25 protein-coding genes and 1 pseudogene are annotated in these 21873 nt (G+C 73.6%); 14 read left to right on the forward strand and 12 right to left on the reverse strand.

Annotated elements, in window-relative coordinates; translation table 11 throughout:
- Positions 1–164: 164 nt before the first annotated feature.
- Positions 165–623: a hypothetical protein gene (locus OP18_RS39585; RefSeq protein ID WP_033364320.1), complete on the forward strand. Its 459-nt coding sequence runs from the start codon at positions 165–167 to the stop codon at positions 621–623.
- 58 nt (positions 624–681) lie between these two features.
- Here OP18_RS39585 and OP18_RS39590 read toward each other — a convergent pair whose 3' ends face one another.
- Entirely contained in the window at positions 682–1986 is a 1305-nt protein-coding gene (locus tag OP18_RS39590) for an MFS transporter (protein WP_033364321.1), read from the reverse strand.
- Between the two features lie 56 nt (positions 1987–2042).
- Between OP18_RS39590 and OP18_RS39595 the strand changes: the two genes are divergently transcribed.
- Positions 2043–2387 carry an STAS domain-containing protein gene (locus tag OP18_RS39595; protein WP_033364322.1) on the forward strand — a complete coding sequence of 115 codons (345 nt, stop codon included), beginning with the start codon at positions 2043–2045 and terminating at the stop codon, positions 2385–2387.
- Here the strand turns inward: OP18_RS39595 and OP18_RS62110 are convergent.
- The 5 genes from OP18_RS62110 to OP18_RS39620 form a co-directional block, all read right to left on the reverse strand.
- Positions 2353–3195 carry a pentapeptide repeat-containing protein gene (locus OP18_RS62110; protein ID WP_169788987.1) on the reverse strand — a complete coding sequence of 281 codons (843 nt, stop codon included), beginning with the start codon at positions 3193–3195 and terminating at the stop codon, positions 2353–2355. The two genes, OP18_RS39595 and OP18_RS62110, sit on opposite strands and share 35 nt — an antisense overlap.
- A 54-nt stretch (positions 3196–3249) precedes the next feature.
- Positions 3250–3594 (reverse strand): RNA polymerase-binding protein RbpA, encoded by a 345-nt coding sequence (locus OP18_RS39605; RefSeq protein WP_033364323.1) that lies wholly within the window; start codon positions 3592–3594, stop codon positions 3250–3252.
- A gap of 191 nt (positions 3595–3785) precedes the next feature.
- Positions 3786–4904 (reverse strand): hypothetical protein, encoded by a 1119-nt coding sequence (locus OP18_RS39610; protein WP_052388009.1) that lies wholly within the window; start codon positions 4902–4904, stop codon positions 3786–3788.
- Positions 4905–5686: 782 nt separating this feature from the next.
- The gene (locus OP18_RS39615) at positions 5687–7243 is read right to left on the reverse strand and encodes an MFS transporter (RefSeq protein WP_245635684.1); all 1557 of its coding nucleotides are present in this window, start codon (positions 7241–7243) and stop codon (positions 5687–5689) included.
- 107 nt (positions 7244–7350) lie between these two features.
- Positions 7351–7992, reverse strand: coding sequence for a class I SAM-dependent methyltransferase (locus OP18_RS39620; protein ID WP_033364325.1), 642 nt, complete (start codon positions 7990–7992; stop codon positions 7351–7353).
- A gap of 100 nt (positions 7993–8092) precedes the next feature.
- On the opposite strand from OP18_RS39620, the gene OP18_RS39625 reads away from it, so the two are divergent.
- The 5 genes from OP18_RS39625 to OP18_RS39645 all read left to right on the forward strand — a co-directional run bounded on the left by OP18_RS39625 (position 8093) and on the right by OP18_RS39645 (position 12498).
- On the forward strand, positions 8093–8686 hold the full coding sequence (locus OP18_RS39625) for a helix-turn-helix domain-containing protein (protein WP_033364326.1): 594 nt from the start codon (positions 8093–8095) through the stop codon (positions 8684–8686).
- Between the two features lie 148 nt (positions 8687–8834).
- Positions 8835–10010: an erythromycin esterase family protein gene (locus OP18_RS39630; RefSeq protein WP_033364327.1), complete on the forward strand. Its 1176-nt coding sequence runs from the start codon at positions 8835–8837 to the stop codon at positions 10008–10010.
- An 84-nt stretch (positions 10011–10094) separates the two neighbouring features.
- Positions 10095–11678 carry a methyl-accepting chemotaxis protein gene (locus OP18_RS39635; protein WP_033364328.1) on the forward strand — a complete coding sequence of 528 codons (1584 nt, stop codon included), beginning with the start codon at positions 10095–10097 and terminating at the stop codon, positions 11676–11678.
- 17 nt (positions 11679–11695) lie between these two features.
- Positions 11696–11995, forward strand: coding sequence for a hypothetical protein (locus tag OP18_RS39640; protein WP_033364329.1), 300 nt, complete (start codon positions 11696–11698; stop codon positions 11993–11995).
- Positions 11992–12498 carry a GAF domain-containing protein gene (locus OP18_RS39645; RefSeq protein WP_033364330.1) on the forward strand — a complete coding sequence of 169 codons (507 nt, stop codon included), beginning with the start codon at positions 11992–11994 and terminating at the stop codon, positions 12496–12498. The genes OP18_RS39640 and OP18_RS39645 overlap by 4 nt, the downstream gene beginning before the upstream one ends.
- A gap of 2 nt (positions 12499–12500) precedes the next feature.
- On the opposite strand, the gene OP18_RS39650 is transcribed toward OP18_RS39645, so the two are convergent.
- Both OP18_RS39650 and OP18_RS39655 read right to left on the reverse strand, forming a co-directional pair.
- Positions 12501–12923 carry a PPOX class F420-dependent oxidoreductase gene (locus OP18_RS39650; RefSeq protein ID WP_033364331.1) on the reverse strand — a complete coding sequence of 141 codons (423 nt, stop codon included), beginning with the start codon at positions 12921–12923 and terminating at the stop codon, positions 12501–12503.
- Positions 12924–12950: 27 nt separating this feature from the next.
- Positions 12951–13382, reverse strand: coding sequence for a nuclear transport factor 2 family protein (locus OP18_RS39655; RefSeq protein WP_052388010.1), 432 nt, complete (start codon positions 13380–13382; stop codon positions 12951–12953).
- A gap of 68 nt (positions 13383–13450) precedes the next feature.
- Between OP18_RS39655 and OP18_RS39660 the strand changes: the two genes are divergently transcribed.
- Entirely contained in the window at positions 13451–13984 is a 534-nt protein-coding gene (locus tag OP18_RS39660; protein ID WP_033364332.1) for a TetR/AcrR family transcriptional regulator, read from the forward strand.
- Positions 13985–14009: 25 nt separating this feature from the next.
- Here the strand turns inward: OP18_RS39660 and OP18_RS39665 are convergent, their stop codons facing one another.
- Both OP18_RS39665 and OP18_RS39670 read right to left on the reverse strand, forming a co-directional pair.
- Positions 14010–14666, reverse strand: coding sequence for a response regulator (locus tag OP18_RS39665; RefSeq protein ID WP_033364333.1), 657 nt, complete (start codon positions 14664–14666; stop codon positions 14010–14012).
- Positions 14663–15808 carry a sensor histidine kinase gene (locus OP18_RS39670; RefSeq protein ID WP_033364334.1) on the reverse strand — a complete coding sequence of 382 codons (1146 nt, stop codon included), beginning with the start codon at positions 15806–15808 and terminating at the stop codon, positions 14663–14665. The genes OP18_RS39665 and OP18_RS39670 overlap by 4 nt, the downstream gene beginning before the upstream one ends.
- Before the next feature lie 132 nt (positions 15809–15940).
- Between OP18_RS39670 and OP18_RS39675 the strand changes: the two genes are divergently transcribed.
- Together OP18_RS39675 and OP18_RS39680 are read left to right on the forward strand one after the other, a co-directional pair.
- Positions 15941–16648, forward strand: coding sequence for a class I SAM-dependent methyltransferase (locus OP18_RS39675; RefSeq protein ID WP_033364335.1), 708 nt, complete (start codon positions 15941–15943; stop codon positions 16646–16648).
- Between the two features lie 5 nt (positions 16649–16653).
- The gene (locus OP18_RS39680) at positions 16654–17394 is read left to right on the forward strand and encodes a DedA family protein (protein ID WP_211273817.1); all 741 of its coding nucleotides are present in this window, start codon (positions 16654–16656) and stop codon (positions 17392–17394) included.
- On the opposite strand, the gene OP18_RS39685 is transcribed toward OP18_RS39680, so the two are convergent.
- Positions 17306–17671, reverse strand: coding sequence for a MerR family transcriptional regulator (locus OP18_RS39685; RefSeq protein ID WP_033364336.1), 366 nt, complete (start codon positions 17669–17671; stop codon positions 17306–17308). The genes OP18_RS39680 and OP18_RS39685 overlap by 89 nt on opposite strands.
- 61 nt (positions 17672–17732) lie before the next feature.
- Between OP18_RS39685 and OP18_RS39690 the strand changes: the two genes are divergently transcribed.
- Genes OP18_RS39690 through OP18_RS39700 form a run of 3 tightly spaced genes read left to right on the forward strand, consistent with a single transcriptional unit; the run spans position 17733 to position 19848 of the window.
- On the forward strand, positions 17733–18407 hold the full coding sequence (locus OP18_RS39690) for an SDR family oxidoreductase (protein WP_033364337.1): 675 nt from the start codon (positions 17733–17735) through the stop codon (positions 18405–18407).
- A gap of 10 nt (positions 18408–18417) precedes the next feature.
- Positions 18418–18984, forward strand: coding sequence for a GNAT family N-acetyltransferase (locus OP18_RS39695; protein WP_033364338.1), 567 nt, complete (start codon positions 18418–18420; stop codon positions 18982–18984).
- Positions 18985–19014: 30 nt separating this feature from the next.
- Positions 19015–19848 carry a sugar nucleotide-binding protein gene (locus OP18_RS39700; RefSeq protein WP_245635685.1) on the forward strand — a complete coding sequence of 278 codons (834 nt, stop codon included), beginning with the start codon at positions 19015–19017 and terminating at the stop codon, positions 19846–19848.
- Positions 19849–19941: 93 nt separating this feature from the next.
- Here the strand turns inward: OP18_RS39700 and OP18_RS39705 are convergent, their stop codons facing one another.
- Positions 19942–21669 carry a hypothetical protein gene (locus OP18_RS39705; RefSeq protein WP_033364339.1) on the reverse strand — a complete coding sequence of 576 codons (1728 nt, stop codon included), beginning with the start codon at positions 21667–21669 and terminating at the stop codon, positions 19942–19944.
- 109 nt (positions 21670–21778) lie between these two features.
- Here OP18_RS39705 and OP18_RS58045 point away from each other — a divergent pair.
- A pseudogene (locus tag OP18_RS58045) lies at positions 21779–21873 on the forward strand (glycosyltransferase); the annotation flags it as partial.

Consider the following 21873-nt stretch of genomic DNA (forward strand, 5'->3'; position numbering starts at 1 on the left):
CGTCGGGGTGGCGGTGGCCGTGTGCAACGAGTCGGTCCGTGAGGCGTCACCGGCTGCCCTAATGTCCTTCAGGCTCTGGCTGAAAGGATGACACGTTTTCCGACAAATCCGGCTTTCCGCTACATAGTGTGATCGCGTCATCACGACATGAGGGGGAGTCAGAGATGCACAGCACCACACAGCGGTTCCTGGCCATGGCGAGCATGACGCTCGCCGCAGGCGCCATCATCGGCCTCGGCGGCACCGCCGCCTCGGCCGCACCCGCCGGCGACAGCTCGACCACCGCCGTCCAGCCCCGCCCGGGCAACCCCGGCGACAACACCAACGGAGGCAACACCAACGGCAACACCAACGGGGGGAACACCAACGGCCGCTGGCCGGGCGGCATGGGCAACGGCGGCGGCGGCCGCTGGCACGGCACGTTCGACGGGCACCGCCGCAACAACGACTGGGTCCAGTCGTGGGCCGTGGACACCTTCCGCAACAAGAAGGCCTGCAACTTCGTCGGCTGGCTCGGCGAGCAGCGCCACCTGTGGGACGACTCCGACTGCTACCGCATCGGCCGCAACCGGTACGTCCTGATCGCCCACCAGTACGGCGGCCGGCACCACCACCACCGCTGAACCATCGCACCACCCGCCGCGGGCGGCACTCCGATCCAGGGGTGCCGCCCGCCGGCGTTCACCGGCCGGTGCGCAGCAGCACCGCGCCCACCACCGCGGCCAGCAGGTGGCTGGCGGCCAGGACCCCGGCGAGGACCGCCGGCGGCGCCCCCGCCACCAGCGTGAACGTGCCCGCACCCACCGCCGCCGCGGTCAGCTTGAACCCCGCGCCGAGCGTGAACACCTGCGTCCGGGTCCCCGGCGGCGCCTGCTGCGAGCGGACCTGTAGCTGCGAGGACAGCAACGGCCCCTCCAGGACCCCGGCGACCGCGTACACCACCATCAGCACCGGCCACGGCACCCCACCGGCGACCGCACCTGCCAGCGCCGCGAACACCGCGCCCATCCCCAGCAGGCAACCGACCACGACCAGGTGCGGCGCCGGACGCACCGGGAACCGCGCCACCAGCAGCGACCCGCACAACGCACCCACCCCGAGCGCCGTCACCAGCAGGCCACCACCGGCCGGGTGACCCGCCGCCACACCGAGCACCACCGCCACCGGGGTGATCATCCCGGTGCCGTACGCGGCGACCGCGGTCGCGGCCGTCACCGCCAGCAGCGGGCGGCTGCGCACGATCGCGGCCAGGCCGGCACCCACCCCGACCCGCGGGGCCACCGGGGCCACCGGGGGCATCGCCGGTCGGGGCGCCGCCGCTGTCGCCAGCGGTGCCGCCGCTGCGACATCCCGCCCCCGTGACGGGCCGGCCTGGGCAGATCCGGGCGCCTGCCCGGACGTCTGCTCGGCTGCCTGCCGCGGCGGCCGGCCGGGGACCTGGGTCGGGCCGGTGACGGTGAGCAGGATCGCCGCCGCGAGCAGGCACGCGCCGCACAGGACCAGCGCCGCCACGGGCACCCCCAACGCCGCGACCAGCAGCGCCCCCGCGGCCGGGCCGGCGATCTCGGCCACGTTGTACGTCGCCGCGTCCAGCCCCCGCGCGTGCGGGCGGCGCGGTGGCGGTACCACATCATCGAGACGGCTCGACAGTCCACCGAAGATCATCGGCCCGCACGCGCCGGCGACGAGCGCCAACGCGACCACCAGCGGCGCCGGCGCCACCCCGGTCAACAGCAGCACCCCGCCGAGCGCCGCACCGAACAGCGCCGAGAACCCCGCGTGCACCAGCCGCGGCCGGCGGGCACGGTCGGTGACGAGACCGACGAACGGGCCGGCGAGCACGTGCGGCACCAGCAACGCCGCCAGGACCGTCGCACCCAGCGCCGGACCGCCGGTGTGCCGCACCGACGCCAGCAGCAGCACGACCGCGGCCCCGGCGTCGGCGGTCCTGGCCAGGGTCGCGGCCGCGAGCAGACGGGCGAGCACCGCAGCAACGTACCCGCTGTCCTGCGAGCGGGACCGAACCGGTGCAGGATCGAGTGATGGACGTAGCAGTGACGGACCGTGCGGACGGTGTGGTGCTCATGGCGGTGCGCGGCGCGTTAGACATCGACACCGCACCCCGGTTACGCGAGGCGATGCACGGCGCGCTGGACCGCGGACGCTGCCGGATCGTGGTGGACCTCGGCGACGTCGAGTTCTGCGACTCGGTCGGGCTCGGCACGTTCGCGTACAGCCACAACCGGTGCGTCGCCGACGGAGGCTACCTGCGGCTCGCCGCGCCCTCACCGTTCCTGGCCGGGCTGCTGGAGACGGTCGGGCTGACCGGCCGCATCCCGGTGCACGCCACCGTCAGCGACGCCCTGGCCAGTGCGCCGGGCGGCTGAACGACCGCGGCAGCCGGGTCGTGCCGTCGCCGCGGGCCGCGTCCAGCTGCGACTGGACCAGGAACAGGGTGCCGCGCAGGTCCGCACCCCGCAGGTCGGCGCCGCGCAGGTCCGCGCCGGTCACGTCGGCGCCGGTGAGATCCGCGCCGCGCAGGTCCGCGCCGACCGCTGACGCGCCGCGCAGGTCCGCACCCCGCAGGTCGGTGCGCCGCAGGTCCTTGCCGACCAGGTGTCTGCCCTGGTACGGGGGGCGCTTGCGGCCCACGCGCAGGGCGGCCCTGGCCAGCTCGCTCGCCTCCCGCAGCAGCGGCACGACCTCGGCGCGGTGCGCGTCGGCGTCGACGGCGGCGAGGTCCGCGGCGGGCAGGCCGGTGAGGCGGCGGGTCACGGCGACCGCGTCGTCGAGGCGGGCGTGCAGCGGGGCGGCGGCCGGCAGGTCACGGGCCTGCGTCAGATACCACAGCAGCTCGTGCAGGTGCCGCATCACCGGGAACACGGCGAACATCAACGGCGCCGACGCCGGGTCCTGCCGCCAGTCCCGGCCCTGGAACGTCACCTGCGCGACCTGCTGACCGGCGCCGAAACAGTCGTAGACGGTGCAGCCGGCGAACCCGCGCCGCCGCAGGTCACCGTGGATGCCGCAGCCGAACCCCTCGGTGCGCAGGTTCGGGCAGGCGTGCCCGGCGGGCTTGTCGATCGCGAAGTCCGCGGACCGGGCGAACGCCGGCGCGACACAGCACAGGCCGAAGCAGCTGCCGCAATCGGCACGCAGAGCGCCCCGACGGTCATCGACCGCCGGGGCGTCCACGTTGTCGTGCGTGCTTATGCGATGTTCCCTAGCCGTGTTGTGTCCGGGTCGCGCTTACGCGGAGCGACCGCGGCGGTGGCGGACCTCTTCGAGGCGCTCGTTGAGGATGTCCTCGAGCTCCGCGATCGAACGCCGCTCCAGCAGCATGTCCCAGTGGGTGCGCGGCGGCTTCGCCTTCTTCGCCTCCGGCTCGTTGCCGTCCACCAGCCGGGCGACACTACCGTCGAACTTGCACTCCCAGGTCATCGGGACCTCGGCGTCGACAGCGAACGGCACCTCGAACTGGTGCCCCTTGGCGCACAGGTATTCTCGGGTCTGACGCGGAGCCAGCTCGGTGTTGCGGTCGGACTCGTAGCTGACGGCTCCGAGACGGCTGCCGCGCAGCATGCGCTCGCCCATGGTCGGTCTTCCCCTTCGAATCGTGTTGCGCTTCGTTGTAACCAACGACACCACGTGGTCTGACGATTCCCACTGCGGGCGGGCAGATTACACGACCTTGCCGGTCCTGCGGTAGTCCAGTCGCCGGGTCGGTACGGTTATTTTACGTTGGGTTTCATCCATCGACCAGTTGAGCCACGCCGTGGCGCGCCTCACCCGTCCGTAGTTTCGGCAGGTGACACCGCCGGTTGACGGGAACCCGCCAGTTGCGCCAGCGCCCCCGTCAGCGTCGCGAGCTGCTGTTGTACCTGCGTCTGCGCCGTCAGCTCGCGCTGCACCGCCCGCGCCAGCTGGGCCCGCAGATCTTCCGCCCGGTCTTTCACCCGCGCCAATTCACCTTCCAGCCGGCGGTTGTCACCCTCGAACCGGTCCGCGGCCGCCTGCACCGTCTCCAGCCGCCGCCGCAGCCGGTTCACCTCGTCGTCGCGGTTGGCCAGGGTCCGCTCCAGAGTGTCCCGGTCGCGGGTCGCGGCGTCGGCGACGGCCCGGGCGGTGTCACGTTCCCGGTACGCCTCGGCCCGCAACGCCGCCTCCGTCGCCGCTTCCCGCCGGGCCGCGTCGCGTTCCACGGTGGCGACGGCCGCGGCCGCGTCGGCGTCCCTCGCCGCCGCCTGCGCCGCGGCGACCTGGTGTTCGGCGGCTGCTTTCGCCGCGGCGACGGCCTGCTCCGCGGCGTCGCGGGCGGCGGCGGCCTGCTGTTCGGCGGCGTGGTGGGCCTCGGCGACGAGGACGGCGGCCTCGGCCCGCGCCCGCTCGATCTCCTGCCGGGCCCGCTCGGTGGCCTGCTCGACGGCCTGACGCGCGGCGTGCTCGGCGGCCACCTCGGCCTGCTCGGCCGCGTGGCGGGCCGCTTCGGCGGCGGTGACCGCGTTCCGGGCGGTGTCGGCCTCTTCCCGGGCGGCCTCGGCGTCGGCCCGGGCCGCACGGGCCGCGGCCTCGGCGGCGTTCACCGCGGCCCGGGCCTGCTGCACGGCCGCGCGGGCGTCGTCGCGTTCGGTGTGCGCGGCAAGGACACTCGCGGCGGCCTCGGCCCGGGCGTGCGCGATCTGCCGCTCCACCCCGGCCGGGGACAGCTCGCCGTGCAGCGCCTCCACGAGCGTCTCCACGACCTGGTCGAGCCGCTCCGCCACCTCGAACGCCCTGGCGACCTGACCACTCAGCCCGGGGGAGGAGCGGTGCCGCAACCTGGCGTTGCGAGCGGCCCGCTGGCACTCGCCGTCGTTGTCGCGGCAGTACCGGAACGGCCGCCCGGCGGCGTTGCGCTGCGGCACGGGTCGCCCGCAGTGCGCGCAGGGCCGCTCGTCACCGTCGGCGTCGTGCTCGCCCGGTGCCTGCCACGGTCCGACCGGCGGTTCGGTGGGCTCAGTGGTCTGCCGGGTTCTCCGCCCGCCGCGCCGGCCTTCCCGCGCCGTGGGTGGCGAGTCGCTTCCCTCGCCTCCGTCGCCTCCAGCGCGGCGGTCCGGACCGTTGCCCGGACCGTCGTCCCGGGCCTTGTCCGGAACCCTCGCATGGACGATCGCCGCGCCGCGTTCCCTGGCTTCCCTCACGGCGATGAGCGTAGATCTTCCCGCGGCAACTCCAGCATCCGACACGCCGCATTACCATATTGCGATTACCGATAATCCGATAAACCCCCCATCGAGGCGTACACCATAATCACTGTTATGCGCGGATCGGCGCGGCGCGGACATCCGTTGGAGCGGACATCCGTTGACGAGACCTCTCGGCTGGTGGTCAGCGAAGACTGATGTCGGCAGCCGGCCAGCCTGGTTGCGGCAACCCATTGCGTATGCCCCCGTCGGGGTGCCGACGAGGTCGGGGAAGACCAGAGCGTTGGCGGCTTTCCGGGCCGCCCGCCGACTTCGCCCGCGTCGATGAGGTCTGCAACTACGGGTTACCGGCCGTCTGCCGGTGGGCGTCTCAGCACCCCGAGCGGCCGAGGGAAAAGGTCGTCACCGGCGTGGCGTCGGTGTTCCCGCCGTTCCTGTCGCCGGGCAAGGGCCGAAACCTCGCCGCCACCGCGTGACGCAGGCCGGGCGGGTGCTGTCGGGTGTCAGCCGGCGATGGTGTCGCTCGGCGAGTTCGACGCGGTTGCCGGTGAGGTCCGTTGCGGGCCGCGGGCGAGGACGTAGAGGAAGAGGATCGTCATGACGGCGACTCCTGCCCACATGGCCTGTTGCCAGCCGTCGACGAACGATTCCTGGGCGGCGTGGACCAGTGCGGGTGCCTGGGTGCCGGCGGTGTCGGCGATGGCGATGGCGTTGGCGATGCCTTCGCGGGCGGTGTCGGCGGTGTCGGCGGGGATGGTGTCGAGGCGGGCGCTGATGGCGTTGCGGTAGCCGGCGGTCAGGACCGCGCCGAGGAGCGCGACGCCGAGGGCGGTGCCGAACTCTCTGGTGACGTCGTTGAGGGCGGACGCGACGCCTTGACGCTCGCGGGGCAGGGCGGAGGTGATGGCTTCGGTGGAGGGGGTCTGGGTCAGGCCCATGCCGAGTCCCATGGCGAGCATGCCGGGCAGGATCGCCGGGTAGCCGCCGTGGACGGAGACGAGGGTGGCCATGAGGGCCAGGCCTGCGCCGCCGAGCAGGATCCCGAATGCCATCGTCACGCGGGCCCCGGCTTGTGCGGCTGCTCGGGGGGCGAGGCCGGCGGCCAGCATCATCATGGCTGCCATGGGCATCAGCGCGAGGGTGGCGCGCAGTCCGGACCAGCCGAGGACGGCCTGGAAGTAGGGGAACAGGACGACGAAGATTCCCGCCTGCACGCCGAAGAGTGCCAGCAGTGCCAGGGAGCCGCTGGCGAGGCGCCGGTCGCGGAAGAGGCGGACGTCGAGCAGGGGTGCCGGCCGGCGCAGCTCCCAGGCCACGAATCCGATGGCCGCGACGACGCCGACGAGCAGACTCGCCAGGGTCACGGGTGCGGTCCAGCCGTTGACCGGGCCCTCGTGCAGGACGAAGATGAGCGCGACCACGGCGATCACGGACGCGAGCGACCCGATGACGTCGAAGCCGTGCTGCGATTGCTCGCGGGAGTTCGGCACGGCTCGCAGGGCCATGACGGTGGCCGCGGCGACGAGCACGACCGGCAGTAGGAACAGCCACCGCCAGTTCGCCCAGTCAACGAGCACCGCGGACAGGTACATGCCGAGGATGCCGCCGCCGCCGGCGACGCCGGTCCAGACGCCGATGGCCTTGGAGCGTTCCTCGTCCGGAAACGTCGAGGTGATGACGGCCAGGGTGACCGGCATGATCATCGCGGCGCCGACGCCGGCGAGTAGCCGGGCGGCAATCATGATCTCGGATGAGGTGGCAAGGCCTGCTGCCGCACTTGCGATGCCGAACAGGGCCAGGCCGGCGAGCAGGATCGGTTTGCGGCCCCACCGGTCGCCGACGGCGCCGAGCGGGAGCAGCAGCGCGGCCAGGCTGAGGGTGTAGGTGTTGATCATCCACAGGACGGTCCTCTGCGACGCGTCGAAGGCGACCGCGATCTGCTGCTGGGCGACGTTGAGCCCGGAGACCGAGGCGATCACTGCCATCAGGGCGATACACACCGCGATCAGGATCGCGCGGCGCTGGCGTGGATCGCGGATGGTCGCGTCGGTGCCGCTCACGCTGGGAGCGTTGACGGGGCAGGACATGCGCGGATTCCTTTCCAAGGGCGCAGTGGGCTACGGCGCCGGGCGTGGATCTCAGTCCCGGCGTCGCGGAAGGGTTGGGTTCAGCGGCGGCGGGTGGCGCGCACGACGACGTCGTGCAGCGTGACCGTCTGCCCGGCGGGGCCGGGGACCGGGCGCTGATGCTCCTCGGCGGTGACGATCTCCCACTCGGCCGGGCCGAGGCCGCCGGTGATGTCGGCGAGGGTGACCGTGGCCTCGGCGGGATGGTGGTGCCCGTGTCCGTGGCCGGTGGATCCCGGGGTGTGCAGGTGGCCGACGATGAGCAGGGTGCCGCGCGGCGCCACCCACGTGGACACGCGCTGATAGAAGGCGAGTTGCGGCATCGCGGGGTGCGCGTAGTGGGTGGTGACCAGGTCGAAACGCAGGCCCGGCTCCCAGACGGTCAGGTCCGCCTCGACCCACCGCACCGGCTGTGACAGCCGGCTGGCTGCCGCGCGGTCGGCGGCGCGGGCCAGGGCATCGGCCGAGATGTCGGCGGCGGTGACCTGCCAGCCGTGGGAGGCGAGCCAGAGGGCCTCGGCGCCGGCGCCGCACCCGGCGTCCAGCGCCGTGCCCGGTGCCAGGGCACCGATCTCGCGGGCGAGATACGGGTGCGGTGGGTTGCCTGCCATGGAGCCGGGCCGGCCGCCGTGCGCCTGGTGCCAGCGCTGTTGCCAGTAGGCCTTGTCGAAGCTGTGCGTCATCGGTTGACCTGCCCTTTCGCCGTCTTCGCCGGTCACGACCGATCCTGGGGCACCCCGGAGAGAATGCGCAAAGGTTCTTGCCGAATGGCAAAATGAGGGTGTGGACGAGAACCTGAACCGCACCCTCGACGCGGTCGGGCCGAGGCTGAAGCAGCTACGGCTACGCCGCAACCTCACCCTCACCGACCTGGCCGAGGAAACCGGCATCTCCGTCAGCACGCTGTCCCGGCTCGAAGCCGGCCTGCGACGCCCCACGCTCGAGCAACTGCTCCCGCTCGCCCGCGCCCACAACGTCACCATCGACGAACTCGTCGACGCGCCCCTGACCGGCGATCCCCGCATCAACCTGCGTCCCATCGCCGCGGGCGACGGATCAACCATCCTGCCGCTGACCCGCAGACCCGGAGGCATCCAGGCCTACAAGTTCGTTCTCCCAGCCGGCGATGACAACCGCGTACCAGACCTGCGCACCCACGAAGGCTACGACTGGGTCTACGTCCTCAACGGCACCCTGCGCCTGGTCCTCGGCGACGAAGACCTCACCCTCCAGCCCGGCGAAGCCGCCGAGTTCGACACCCGCACCCCCCACTGGTTCGGAGCCACCAACTCCGGCCCCGTCGAGTTCCTCAGCCTCGTCGGCAGACAGGGCGAACGCGCACACGTGCGCGCCACACCCAGACCAGGGACCTCCTAGGAAAACCCGAACGTGCGCCTGCGCGCCGAAGCCGACGGTCTCCGATCCCGACTTCCTCCTTGCACTCCGAGATTGAAGGTTTCAGGGCAGCACACAGGGACTTGGCGCGCAAAGTCTCAACCGAGCATTCAACGATACGGTTGATGGGATGCAGATCAATGACATGGCCCGGCCGCTGGACGGCGCGGGCGTCTCGGCGTTCCTCGACTCGCTGCCCGCCCGGCCCCTGCTGCTCGGTCTGGGTGAGGCCAGGCACTTCGTGGAGGAACTCGGCGAGGTCCGTAACGAGATCCTCCGGCACCTGGTGGAGCACGAGGGCTACCGGTCGTTCGCCATCGAAAGCGACTGCCTCAAGGGCCTCCTCGTCGACGAGTACCTCACCACCGGTGCGGGCAGCATCGACGACGTCATGGCATGCGGGTTCAGCCACGACTTCGGCACCTCACCGGCCAACCGGGAGCTGGTGCGCTGGATGCGGGCGTACAACGAGCAGCACGACGAGCGGCTGCGGTGGTTCGGGTTCGACGGGCCGGTCGAGTACTGGGCGGAAAGCCCGCGCGAGGCGATCACCGGCCTGTACGACCTGCTCGACGGGCCGCTGCCGGGGACCGTCGTCACCCGGGAGACCCTCGCCGCGCTGCTCGGCCCCGACGAGCGGTGGTCGGACCAGGCGACGGCCATGGACCCTACCCGGTCGATCGGCCAGTCCGCCGACGCCCGGCGGCTCCGGCTGATCACCGACGACCTGGTGGCGCTGCTCGACACGCAGGCGCCGCGGCTGGGCCCGGACGAGCTTGACCGCGCGGCGCTGTACGCGCGCACCGCGGTCGGTCTGCTGCGCTACCACTACTGGCTCGCCGACGCGTCCCCGGCGCGGTGGACCCGGCTGTCCGCGCTGCGTGACGCGATGATGGCGGCCAACCTGCGCGCCGTCGCCGACCGTGGCCCGGCCCTGGTCTGCGCGTCGAACCTGCACCTGCAACGCGGGCAGAGCGTCATGGCGTTCGGCGACCAGCAGCTGCGGTGGTGGAGCGCCGGGGCGATCACCGCGCGGCACCTCGGCGACCGGTACGCGTTCCTGGCCACGGCGCTCGGCACGGTCGGCGACGACACGCCCGCCCCGGACACCGTGGAGGGGGTCCTGTCGGGGTTGCCGTGGGAGCACGCGCTCGTGGACGCCCGCCGGTTGGCCGGGGCGGTCACCGGGCTCGCCCCGCGCAACTCCGGCGACTTCGCGTACTTCCCGCTGGACCCGGCCCAGCTGGACACCGTCGACGGCGTCGTCTTCCTCAGCCGGGCGGTCAAGGTGCGGCCGCTCGGCTGAAACGCCGCCGGAAAGGTCAACTCGCGGCGCGGCGGTCCGATGGGGCGAAGGGACAGCCGTAGACGACCCGCACAGGAGCGCCACGTGAGCAGATGGCTGGCGGACCGCAGCCTCCGCACGAAGATCGCCGCCGCGGTGGGGTTGATGGCGGTCGTCGCGGTCCTGGTCGGGATGGCGGCGGTGGACCGGATGGCGCAGATGAACCGCGCCGCCGAAGCGTTGTACACCCAGGGGCTGGTGCCCGTGCGGCAGATCGACCAGGTCCAGATCGACATGGAACGCACCCGCCGCGACCTGCTCAACCACGCGCTGTCGGAGACGCCGCAGGACCGCACCAGGTACGACCAGGCCATCGCCGCCGACGACGAGGCGTTCACCGCGCACCTCGCCGAGTACGAACGGACCACGGGCGCGACCGAGCGGGCGCGGCACCTGCGCGGCGCGTGGCAGCAGTACCAGCAGGTCCGCGACGACAAGGTGCTCCCGGCCAGCCGCAACGGCGACATCACCACCGTGAGCCGGCTGCGCGACCAGGAGCTGGCGCCGCTGGCGAACGAGGCCAACGCGGTCGTCGCGGAGATCATCGAGGCGGAGACGGCGCAGGCCGCCGCGCGCCGGGACGCCGCGGGTGAGCAGTACCGTTCGGCGCGGACGTTCATCGTGACCGCGCTGGTGGCCGGGGTGCTGGTGGCCCTCGCGTTCGGCATGCTGGTGGCCCGGTCGATCCTGTCGGCGCTGCGGCGGGTGTCGCACGCCCTGGAAGGGCTCGCCGCGTGCGACCTGACCCGCATCAGCGGCGTGGACAGCCGCGACGAGTTCGGCCGGATGGGGCAGGCCCTCGACTCGGCGATCACGTCGGTACGCGGCACCGTGACCGAGATGGCGTCGACCGCGACGGCACTGTCCAGCGCGTCGGTGGAGCTGTCGAAGGTCAGCAGCGGCCTCACCGGCGGCGCCACCGAGGCCTCCGACCAGGCCGGCAGCGCCGCCGACGCCGCCGACCAGGTCAGTGGCAGCGTCCAGGCGGTCGCCGCGGGCGCGGAACAGATGAACGCCTCGATCGGCGAGATCGCCGGCAACGCGGCCCGGGCGGCGCAGGTCGCCCGGGACTCGCTGCAGGTGGCGCAGACGGCCAACACGCAGCTCGGCGAACTCGGGCAGGCCGGGGCGCAGATCGGTGAGGTGGTCAACCTGATCACGTCGATCGCGGCGCAGACGAACCTGCTCGCGCTCAACGCGACGATCGAGGCGGCCCGGGCCGGGGACGCGGGCAAAGGCTTCGCCGTGGTCGCCTCCGAGGTGAAGGACCTGGCGCAGGAGACGGCGAAGGCGACCGACCAGATCACCGGGCGCATCGCCGCCATCCAGGGCGGCACCGCGGACGCGGCCCGCGCCATCGAGCAGATCAGCGAGGTGATCGACCAGATCACGGAGTACACGACGACGATCGCGTCCGCGGTGGAGGAGCAGTCGGCCACCACGGGCGAGATGAGCCGTTCCATCAACGAGGCGGCGAGCTTCAGCGCGCAGGTGTCGCAGACGTTCGGTGCGGTCGCGTCGGTCACCGGTGCCACGGCCCGTAGCGCCGAGGCCAGCCGCGCCGCCGCCGACGACCTGTCGAGTCTGGCGACCAAGCTCAACACCATCGTCAAGGTCTTCCGCTACTGACCAGGAAAGGCCCTTGCATGACGCAGCAGCATCAGGCGCCCGGCCCCTACGGGCTGCGACCGCCGTCGGTGACCGAGGCCCGCGCGTCGCTGTACGCCGTGTTCGGCGCGCAGACCGACGAGATCTGGCAACGGCTCACGCACCGGGCGGGGATGCCCTCGACCGGCGGTGACGACGCCGCGCTGCCGCGGCTCATGGAGGCGATGCGGGCCGACCACGACCCGGTGGTGGCGCTGTGCGCGCAGTCGCTGCACATCCGGCTGTCCACGTACCAGCATCTCACCGCGGCACACGAGACGATACGGAGCGCACAGTGACCACCCCGACGTACCTCAGCGACCTGGACCGCCTGCGCAGCGTTGCCCGGTACGACCTGCACAGCCCCGACCTGCGGCACCTCCTCGACGGCATCGCCGCCCGCACCGCCGAGCGGCTCGGCGGGTCGGTGGCAGCCGTGAACATCCTGCTCGACCGGGCCGTGATGATCATCGCGGGGGCGGGGGAGCACCGGGCGACGGCCGCGATCGGCGGCGGCCCGGCCGAGTGGTCGTTCTGCAGCCGTGTCGTCGCCGAGGGCCGCCCGGTCGTCGTCGCCGACGCCACCGCCGACCCCGGCGACGACGTCGACGGTGCGCCGCTGGCCGCGACCGGGCTGCGCGCGTACGCGGGGGTGCCGCTCACCGCCGGCAACGGTCACGTGCTCGGCGCGCACTGCGCCATGCACGCCGAGCCGGGCCGGTACAACGAGTCCACCCTGCGGGTGCTGGAGGCCGCCGCGACCGAGATCATGGCGGCGCTGGAGCGGTACCGCGCCGCGTGAGGTCAGCCGATGCGCTGGCCGTACACGTGCTCGACGGTCATCGTCATGAGGACGCGCCGGTCGGTGACCATGGTGGTGCGGTACTCGTCCCAGTCGGGGTGCTCGCCGGCGGCGCGGCGGTAGTAGTCGACGAGGGCGTCGACCTGCGGGCCGTGCGGATCGGTGCCGGGGCCGGTGAGGGTCGCGACGCCTTCCGCGGTCGCCCAGGACCTGCCGTCGGGGCTGGTCACCTCGAGGGTGGCGCGCGGGTCGCGGCGCAGGTTCGCGGTCTTGGCCCGGCCCTCGGTCATCGACACGAGGATGACGCCGGCGTCCCGGTCGTAGAACGGCATGACCGGTGACAGCTGCGGGCGGCCGTCGGCCTTGATGGTGGCCAGGACACCGAGGCGGCCGGTGGCGAGGAGGTCGCGCGGATCGTAGGTCATGCCACCATCATGCCGCGGCATGTGGGCTCACCCGGTCAGGGCGGCGGCGAGGTCCGCGGTCCGGCCGAGCAGCCGGGCCGTGGCGATCGGGTCCATGTAGTCGTCGTAGGAGACGATCTCGCCGGCGCGGACGCGGATGACGGCGAGGGCGCGGAACCGGTACGGCTCGCCCGTCACCAGGGAGCGGCCGTGGTGCTCGATCTCGGCGACGACGACCTCGGGGTCGTCGGTGTCGCGGACGAGGGCGTCGACGCCGTCCATGTCGAACAGGCGCCGGGAGCCGGCCGCGGCGCCGTGATAGGCGCGGATCGCGGCGCGGCCGCGCAGCTCGGGTGGCTGTCCGGGCAGCGCGAACGGGTACCGCAGCACGCCGTCCTCGGCGAACAGGTCGGCGAAGACGACACCCTCCCCGGCCACCATGCGGCGCACCTGCTCGACCACCTGACGCGGGCTGTCCATCCGGCACCTCCATATAATCGGAACCATGACCCCGGTTAGACGATACGGAACGATGGCCCCGGTTAGCAATGGCTGAACCGCAGCTGCGCGCCGACGCCCGGCGCAACCGCGACCGCATTCTGGCCGCCGCCCGCGACGCGTTCGCCGGGTCCGGGTTCGGGGTGCCCCTCGACGAGATCGCCGCCCGCGCCGGCGTCGGGCCCGGCACCGTCTACCGGCACTTCCCGACGAAGGAGAGCCTGTTCCAGGCCGTGGTCACCGCCAGGGTCACCGACCTCGTCGCCGAGGCCCACCGCCGCGCCGAGGACGACGACCCGGGTGGCGCGTTCTTCGGGTTCCTCGCCCACCTCGGCGCGGAAGCGGCCGCCAAACGCGACACCTCCGACGCGATCACCGTCCCCGGCCCGCTGCGGCAGGCCATGCACGACGCCATCGACACCCTGCTGACCCGGGCCCAGGCCGCCGGCGCCGTCACACCCGGTGTCACCGCCGCCGACCTGGTCGTGCTGCTGAAGAGCCTGCTCGCCGCCGTCCACGACGACCCCGACCCGGGCCGCGCCGAACGGCTCCTCACCGTCCTCACCGCCGGTCTGCGCCCCTGACCGCGCCGCCGGCGCCCGGCGCCGGTCAGCGCTCGGCGTCCAGGCCGGCGTCGCGGGCCAGCAGGGCGGCCTGGACGCGGTTGGTCACGTCCAGGGCGGTGAGAATCCGGCTGACGTGGGCCTTGACGGTGCTTTCCCGCATGCCGAGGGCGGCGGCGACGTCGGCGTTCGTGTCGCCCCGGGCGAGCAGCGCCAGCACGTCGCGCTCGCGGGGAGTGAGCTGCTCGATGCGGGCGCGGGCCCCGACGGCCTCGGGGCGGCCGGCGTGGTGGTAACGGTCGATGAGGCGCCGTGCCGCGCTGGGGTGCAGCATGGCCGAGCCGCCGGCGACGAGGTGGACGGCGCGCAGGATCTCCGCCGGGTCGGTGTCCTTGAGCAGGAAACCGTCGGCTCCGGCCGCGAGGGCGTTGTAGACGTACTCGTCGAGGTCGAAGGTGGTCAGGGTGATGACGTTCGGTGGGTGGGGCAGCCGGCGCAGGTGGGTGGTGGCGGTGATGCCGTCCATGCGGGGCATCCGCACGTCGACCAGGGCCACGTCGACGCGGTGCGCGGTGGCCAGCTCGATCGCCTGCAGTCCGTCGGCGGCCTGGGCGACGACCTCGATGCCGTCATCGGTGTCCAGCAGGTCGGCCAGGCCGAGACGGACCAGGGCGTCGTCGTCGACGATCATGGCGCGGATCACCGGTGGGCTCCGTCCTGGTCGATGGGTGCCGGGTGCGGGATCCGGGCGGTCAGCTGCCAACTGCCAGCGCCGTGGGGCCCGGCGCTGAGCTGCCCACCGAGGGCCTGCACGCGTTCCCGCAACCCGATGAGTCCGAAGCCGGACGCGGCGGTGGTCCCGGCCGGCCGGCCGGGACCGTTGGTGACCTCAACGACGGTGTGCGGCGGGCCGTAGTCCACGCGCACCCGCACCGGCGCCCCGGCGGCGTGCTTGCGGGCGTTGGTCAGCCCTTCCTGGACCAGGCGGTACAGGGCCAGGCGGTGGGCCGCGGACGCCTGCTCGGCGCTGCCCTGGACCCGCAGGTCGACGTCCTGCCCGGCGGCGCGTGCCTGGTCGACCAGTTCGCGGACGTCGCGCAGGACCGGAGCGGTCGCCGCGTCGCCGGTGGTGGCCTGCCGGTCGTGCAGGGCCGCGAGCACGTCGCGCAGATCGGCGAGCGCCTCGGTGGCGGCGGTGCGCAGCAGGGTCAGGCGTTCGGCGACCGGAGCGGGCAGGGCACCGGCCCTGGTGGTCAACACCCCGGTGTGTAGCGCGATCAGGCTGAGCCGGTGCGCCAGTACGTCGTGCATGTCCGCCGCGATCCGGGAGCGTTCCGCGGCCCGCACGGTCTCCTCGCGCAGCTGCCGCTCGACGCGCAGATGATCGACCTGCTCGTGCAGCGCCTGGACGAGCCGGCGCCGGCTTCCCATCCACAACCCCATCACCACGGCGAGCAGCAGGAACAGGCTGGCGCCGTACGCCTGCGGGCGCCACAGCGACACCGGGCCCGGCGCGACCGTGTTGGCGGCCAGGACGACGCCGCAGCAGACGGCGGCCGCCGCGACCCGCCGGCTGGCGGCCATGTCGAACAGCGCGACCAGCAGCAGCGGCAGCATCGGCCAGCCCCACAACCCCGCCGCCGCGGTGGTCGCCGCCGCCGCGACGAACCAGGGAACCCGGGCCACCAGCAGCACCGACGCGCACACCACCGCGACCGCGGTGCGCGGCGTCAGGTAGTGACCTCCGGCGCTCGCCGCCCCGTTCTGGACGGCGACGGCGGCCAGCAGCAGTACCAGCCCGTACCGCCCGCAGCTCGCCCACGCGGGACCTTTCGCGCTGATCACCCCGAAATCGTATGCATCGCCGCCTCCGCCGTGCTCCGCCGATGTGCGCCGCTCACCCTCGACTTTCGTCGGGGATGTCCGTCGCAGGACGACCGATCCGCCTCCGCCGCCCGCTTCCTAGCGTCGGAACGCATGAACACCGACAACGCCGCCCACGACCGCGCCGGAAGCTGGCTGTTCCTGCGCGAAGCCGCCCGCGACATCCGCGCCACCGGCGCCCTCGCGCCCAGCAGCCGGGCGCTGGCCCACGCGCTGACCGGGCCGGTGCGCGCCCGGCGCGGCCGGCCGTTGAACATCCTGGAAGCGGGAGCCGGCACCGGAGCGGTGACCCGAGCCCTGCTGTCGCAGCTCCCGGCGGGCAGCCACCTGGACGTCGTGGAGGCCAACCCGCGCTTCGCCACGGCCCTGCGCCACCTCGCCGCCACGCATCCTGACCTGGCCGGGCACGCGCAGCGGGTCCACGTGCACACCCGGCGCGTCGAGGAGCTGGACACCCGCCGGCGCTACGACGTGATCGTCTCCGGCCTGCCGTTCGCCAACTTCGACCCCGGCCAGGTCGACGAGATCATGCACCGGTACCTGGGGCTGCTGCATCCCGGCGGCACCCTGACGTACTTCGCCTACCGCGGCACCCGCAAGGCCCGGACCCTGCTGGCCGCACGCACCGAAACGCTGCGGCACCGGGCCGTGGAAGCGGTCCTGACCGGCTACCAGCGCCGCTACGGCACCGGCTCGCGCACCGTCTGGGCGAACCTCCCCCCGGCGAAGGTCTGGCAGCTCACCCGGCCCGTGCCCGCCGCGGCCACCGCGCCGTACGCCGCGACGGCGGCCGGCCGGTGAACACGGTGACCGCGACCCTCGCCCAGGTGCCGCCAGCCGCCGCGTACCTGATCGTCGTCGCCGCCGTCCTCGCCGAGTCGGTCCTGCTCATCGGCGCCTTCGTGCCGTCGTTCACCGTACTGATGGCGGCCGGGGCGCTGGCCCGCGCCGGCCACCTGCACCTCGGCCTGGTGATCCTCACCGCGGCGGGCGCGGTGGCCGCCGGTGACCTGCTGGGCCAGCGCACCGGCCGGGCGCTCGGCGCGCGGCTGCGCACCGGCCGGCTCGGCCGGCGGCTGCCCGCCGCCGCCTGGCGACGGGCCGACACCCTGATGGACCGCCGCGGTGGTCAGGCGGTCTTCATCGCCCGGTTCCTGCCGGTGCTGCGCACCCTCGTGCCGCACCTCGCGGGCGCGACCGGCCTGCCCTACCGGCGCATCGCCGCCCACAGTCTCGCCGCCGCGCCGCTATGGGCCACGATCGAGGCGGGCATCGGCTACGCGGCCACGGCGTCCCTGCAGCACGCCGTGTCGCTGGGCGCGCCGGCGCTCGCCGTGACGGCGGTGGCCGTCATCGCCGCACCGGTGGCGTGGAAGAAGCTCCGGCAGCGCCGCCGCCGTGCGCCGCTGCCCGTCCGGGCCCGTCCCGCGTCCCGGTGCGCGAGGCCGGGGAAGGCCGTCACCCGGGCAGGTGGCCGTCCGCGACGCTCGCGGTCGCCGCGGCGATCACCGCGTCCAGCCGGTCCCTGGTCGCGGTCAGCCCGGTGATCTGCTCCTCGATCCGGTCGCGTTCCGCGGCCAGCAGGGCCAGGGTGTGCGCGGTGGCGTGGCCGGTGTACACGCACGGCAGCAGCTCCAGGATGCGGCGGCTGGACAGGCCCGCGGCGTACAGCTGCTGCACCAGCACCACCCGGTCGACCGCGCCGTCGGGGTAGACGCGCTGCCCGGACGGGGTGCGCTGGGCGGCGAGCAGGCCCTGCTCCTCGTAGTAGCGCAGCGCCCGCACGCTCACGCCCGCCTTCGCGGCCAGCTCACCGATGCGCATCCTGCGACCCTCCGCACAATACTTGCCTCTGACGTCAACGTCAGGTTTTAGCGTAGCCGGCATGGAGATCAACGGAACGGTCGCGCTCGTCACGGGCGCCAACCGCGGCCTCGGCCGGCACTTCGCCCTGGAACTGCTCGAGCGCGGCGCGTCGAAGGTGTACGCCACCGCCCGCGACCCACGCGCCGTGGACCTGCCCGGTGCCCGGGTGCTGCGGCTGGACATCACCGACGCCGGCAGCGTCGCCGCCGCCGCGGCCGCCGCGCAGGACGTGAACCTGCTGGTGAACAACGCCGGCGTCGCCACGCACACCAACCTGCTCGACGGCGACCTGGACGCCATCCGGCTGGAGATGGAGACGCACTACTTCGGCACGCTGCGCGTCGTGCGGGCGTTCGCGCCCGTCCTGGCCGGCAACGGCGGCGGCGCGATCCTCAACGTGCTGTCGGTGCTGTCGTGGGCGAACTACGACGGCGCCAACGCCTACAGCGCCGCGAAGGCCGCCCAGTGGAGCCTCACCAACGGCATCCGCGTCGAACTGGCCGGCCACGGCACCACCGTCACCGGCGTGCACCTCGGCGCCGCCGACACCGACATGACGGCCGGCTTCGACGTGCCGAAGCTCGACCCGCGGTACGTCGCGGCGACCGCCCTGGACGGGGTCGCCGCCGGACTGTCCGAGGTCCTCGTCGACGACGCCAGCCGCGCCGCGAAAGCCGCCCTCGCCGGCGTCTAGGGTCGGGTGCGTGCCGTCGCTCGTGACCCCCGCGCTGCCCGCCGGGACCCTCGCCGCCCTCACCCAGCCGACCCTCACGGACGGCGGTGCGCTGCGGCTCCGGCCCTGGCGGGCGGCCGACGCGCCCGCCGTGCAGGCCGCGTACGCCGACCCCGACATCCAACGCTGGCACTGCCGGGCGATGAACGCCGCCGAGGCCCGCGACTGGATCGCCCGCTGGCCCGCCAGATGGCAGGCCGAGACCGGCGCCGGCTGGGCCGCCACCCTCGACGACCAGGTCGTCGGCCAGATCAGCCTGCGCCACATCGACCTGTTCGAGGCTCTCGCCGAGATCTCGTACTGGGTGCTGCCGCACGCCCGCGGCAACCGCGTCGCCGGACGGGCCCTCGCGGCGGTGACCGGCTGGGCGTTCGGCGAGCTCGGCCTGCACCGGGTCGAGGTGTGCCACTCCACCGCGAACCTCGCCTCCTGCCGGGTCGCGCAGCGCGGCGGGTATCGGCTCGAAGGCACCAAACGCGGCGAGGCGAGGCACACCGACGGCTGGCACGACATGCACCTGCACGCCAGGGTCGCCTGACGTGAGCCGCCGGCCGGTATCGTCCGGGCGGTGACAACGCTGTTGGTGACCGGTGCGACCGGTGCGTTGGGTCGGCGCGTGTACGACCGGGCCGCCGCCACCGGCTGGAACACCGTCGGCACGTACTTCGCCGCCGCCGAGGGCTCCGCCGAGCTGCGCCTGGACATCCGCGACCGGGCCGCCGTCGACGCCGCCCTGCGTGACCTGCGCCCCGCCGCGGTGATCCACACCGCGGCCGGCCGGGACCGCGGCGACTGGCGGTCCATCGCCGACGGCGCCGCGCACGTGGCCCTCGCCGCCGCCGCGGTCGGCGCCCGCCTCGTCCACGTGTCCAGCGACGCGATCTTCTCCGGCCGGGAGGTCCACTACACCGAGGACGCCCTGCCCGACCCGACCTACCGGTACGGCGCCGCGAAGGCCGCCGCGGAGACCGCCGTCCAGGCGATCGCCCCCGCCGCCGTCCTCGTCCGCACGTCCACGATCGTCGGCGGCGGCCGCGGCGCCCACGAGGTCCTCACCCACGCCCTGGCCAGCGGCGCGCGCACCGGGTACCTGTTCACCGACGAGATCCGCATGCCGGTCCACGTCGACGACCTCGCCGACGCGCTGCTCGAGCTCGCCGCCACCGGCGACGTCCGGGGCCCGTTGCACGTCACCGGCCCGGAACCGGTCAGCCGGCACGCCCTCGGGCTGATGGTCGCCGCCCGTGACGGCCTGGACCCGGCGTCGATCCCGGCCGCCCGCAGCGCCGACGTCATGCCGGGCCGCCCCCTCGACGTCCGCCTCGACTGCACCCTCGCCCGGTCCCTGCTGCGGACCACCCTGCGCCCCGCGTCGCAGTTCATGACGCAGCCCGTGCGGTGAGGCCGGACGAGGCGATCGTCGAAGCCGCGTCCGAGGACGCGGTGCTCGCCGCGTGCCGGCAGGGCACGACGCCGCCCTGAGACCGCGGGCGGGTCAGGAGTAGGGGCCGTGCGACAGCACCTGGAACGCGACCCACGCCACGGTCGCCGCGCCGAGCGCCACGTGCACCGCCCACCGGGCGGCAGTCGAACCGGCGGCCACCTTCGTGGCGACCCACGCGAGCGCCACCAGCAGCACCGGCACGATGTTGTAGGTGATCCGGTACGCCCAGAAGCCCATGCCGAACAGGAACAGCACGGTCACCGCCCCGGTGACGGCGGTGGCGAGCAGCGCCGCGCGCTGGACGGGCGCGTCCGGACCGGCGCCGGCCGGTGGCACCAGCCGCACACCGGTCACGACGGCGGCCGCGACCAGCAGCCCGAGCGCCCCGGCCCACGGCCAGCCGACCTCGATGAGCTGCTGCGACGTCTCCGCGGTCGCGTCGGCCACCGCCTGGGCGAACGCGGCGCCGCCCTCACGCAACGCCTCGGGCAGCCACACGAACTCGTGGTACACCACCGTCTCGTGGTTGTAGTAGGAGCCGGCAACCGCGACGCAGACCGCGATCCAGGCGAGGCTCGGCGCGGCGGCGACGGCCCCGAGGACCGCGAGCCGGCCGGCGAGCCGTGGCAGGCGGCGCGGCCACGGCACCGTCCCACCACCGGTGCTCTCCCGGGGTGTGGTGGCGGCGTCCGGTGTACCGGCAGCGCCCGCCGGCTGCGGCACGGCTGCGGTGCCGGCCTGGCCGGACGCGACGAGCGCCGGCGCGGACACCTCACTCGGCGCGTGGCGCCGCTGCCTGGGCAGCGTGACCGTCGTGGGGACCGGGGCGCGGCGCAGGGCCGCGTACCCCATCAGCAGTCCCGCCACGGCGAGCGGGACGATGAAGCTGCCGTACACCAGCATGCTCAGGCCGAGCGACAGGCCGAGGACGGCCAGTTGGCGCGGTGACGGCTGCCGGGTCAGCAGCCAGGCGCCGACGGCGATCGCGACGACCGGCACGAACAGCGCGAACATCTGCTGGTGCGGGGACCAGTAGTACGCCTTCGTCACGTCGTTGACCATGAGCGACGTGCCGGTGAGGCCGACGACGACCCAGCTGACGCCCAGCCTGCGCAGCAGCCAGCAGAACAGCGCCAGGGTCGCCGCCGCGATCAGCAGGTTGATCAGCACCAGCGGCACGTACGCGCTGTCGTCGGAGCCGTACGCCCGGTCGAGGCCGACCGCGGACGCGACCGGCCCCACCACGGCCGTCGCGGCCGCGCTGAGGAACACGTACCCGGGGCGCGACTGGCGGGTGTTCCCGGTGTCCAGGACCATCCCCGGGTCGTGCGCCAGCTCCAGGAACTGCCCCGAGTCGCAGTTCAGCGGGTATGCGAGGGCACTGTTGATCCGGATCGTCTCGCCGCACGGCACCGTGTCCCAGACCGGCGCCAGCAGCAGCAGGTGCGCGGCGGCGAGGGTGCCGGCCACGCCGACCAGCGCGACCGTGCGGATCCTCGGTGCCCGGCCGGCCAGCGGGACGTCGGCCTTGCGGCGCCGCGCCTCGACCCACCCCAGGGCCGCCAGCAGCACCACCCCGGCCAGCCAGATCATCGCGATCCTGGCCACCGGCATCGGCTCCAGCCACAGCGACCCGCCGGTGCCGCGATCACCGCAGCGCAACCAGCCGAACACGCACATCGCCACGCCACGCCGGTCGACGAGCACCCATGCGGCGACACAGCCGCACCAGATGGCCAGCAGCCAGGTCGTGTACATCGTGCGGATCGCCGACAGCATGCCGGGCAGCGTAGCGCGCTGCGGACGGGCCCAACCCCGTGCCTCCTGCGCCGTTCGGGCAACCGCTAAGGTCCATTCGCCTGGACCCCACCACCCCCGGAGCTCCGTGATGAAGCTGTCGATCCTGATGCCGGTCTACAACGAGGAAGTCCGCGTCGCCGACGCCGTGAAGCAGGCACTGGACGTGGACTACCCGACCGAGAT

The organism is Dactylosporangium aurantiacum, from assembly GCF_000716715.1.
In the GTDB taxonomy this organism is placed as follows: domain Bacteria; phylum Actinomycetota; class Actinomycetes; order Mycobacteriales; family Micromonosporaceae; genus Dactylosporangium; species Dactylosporangium aurantiacum.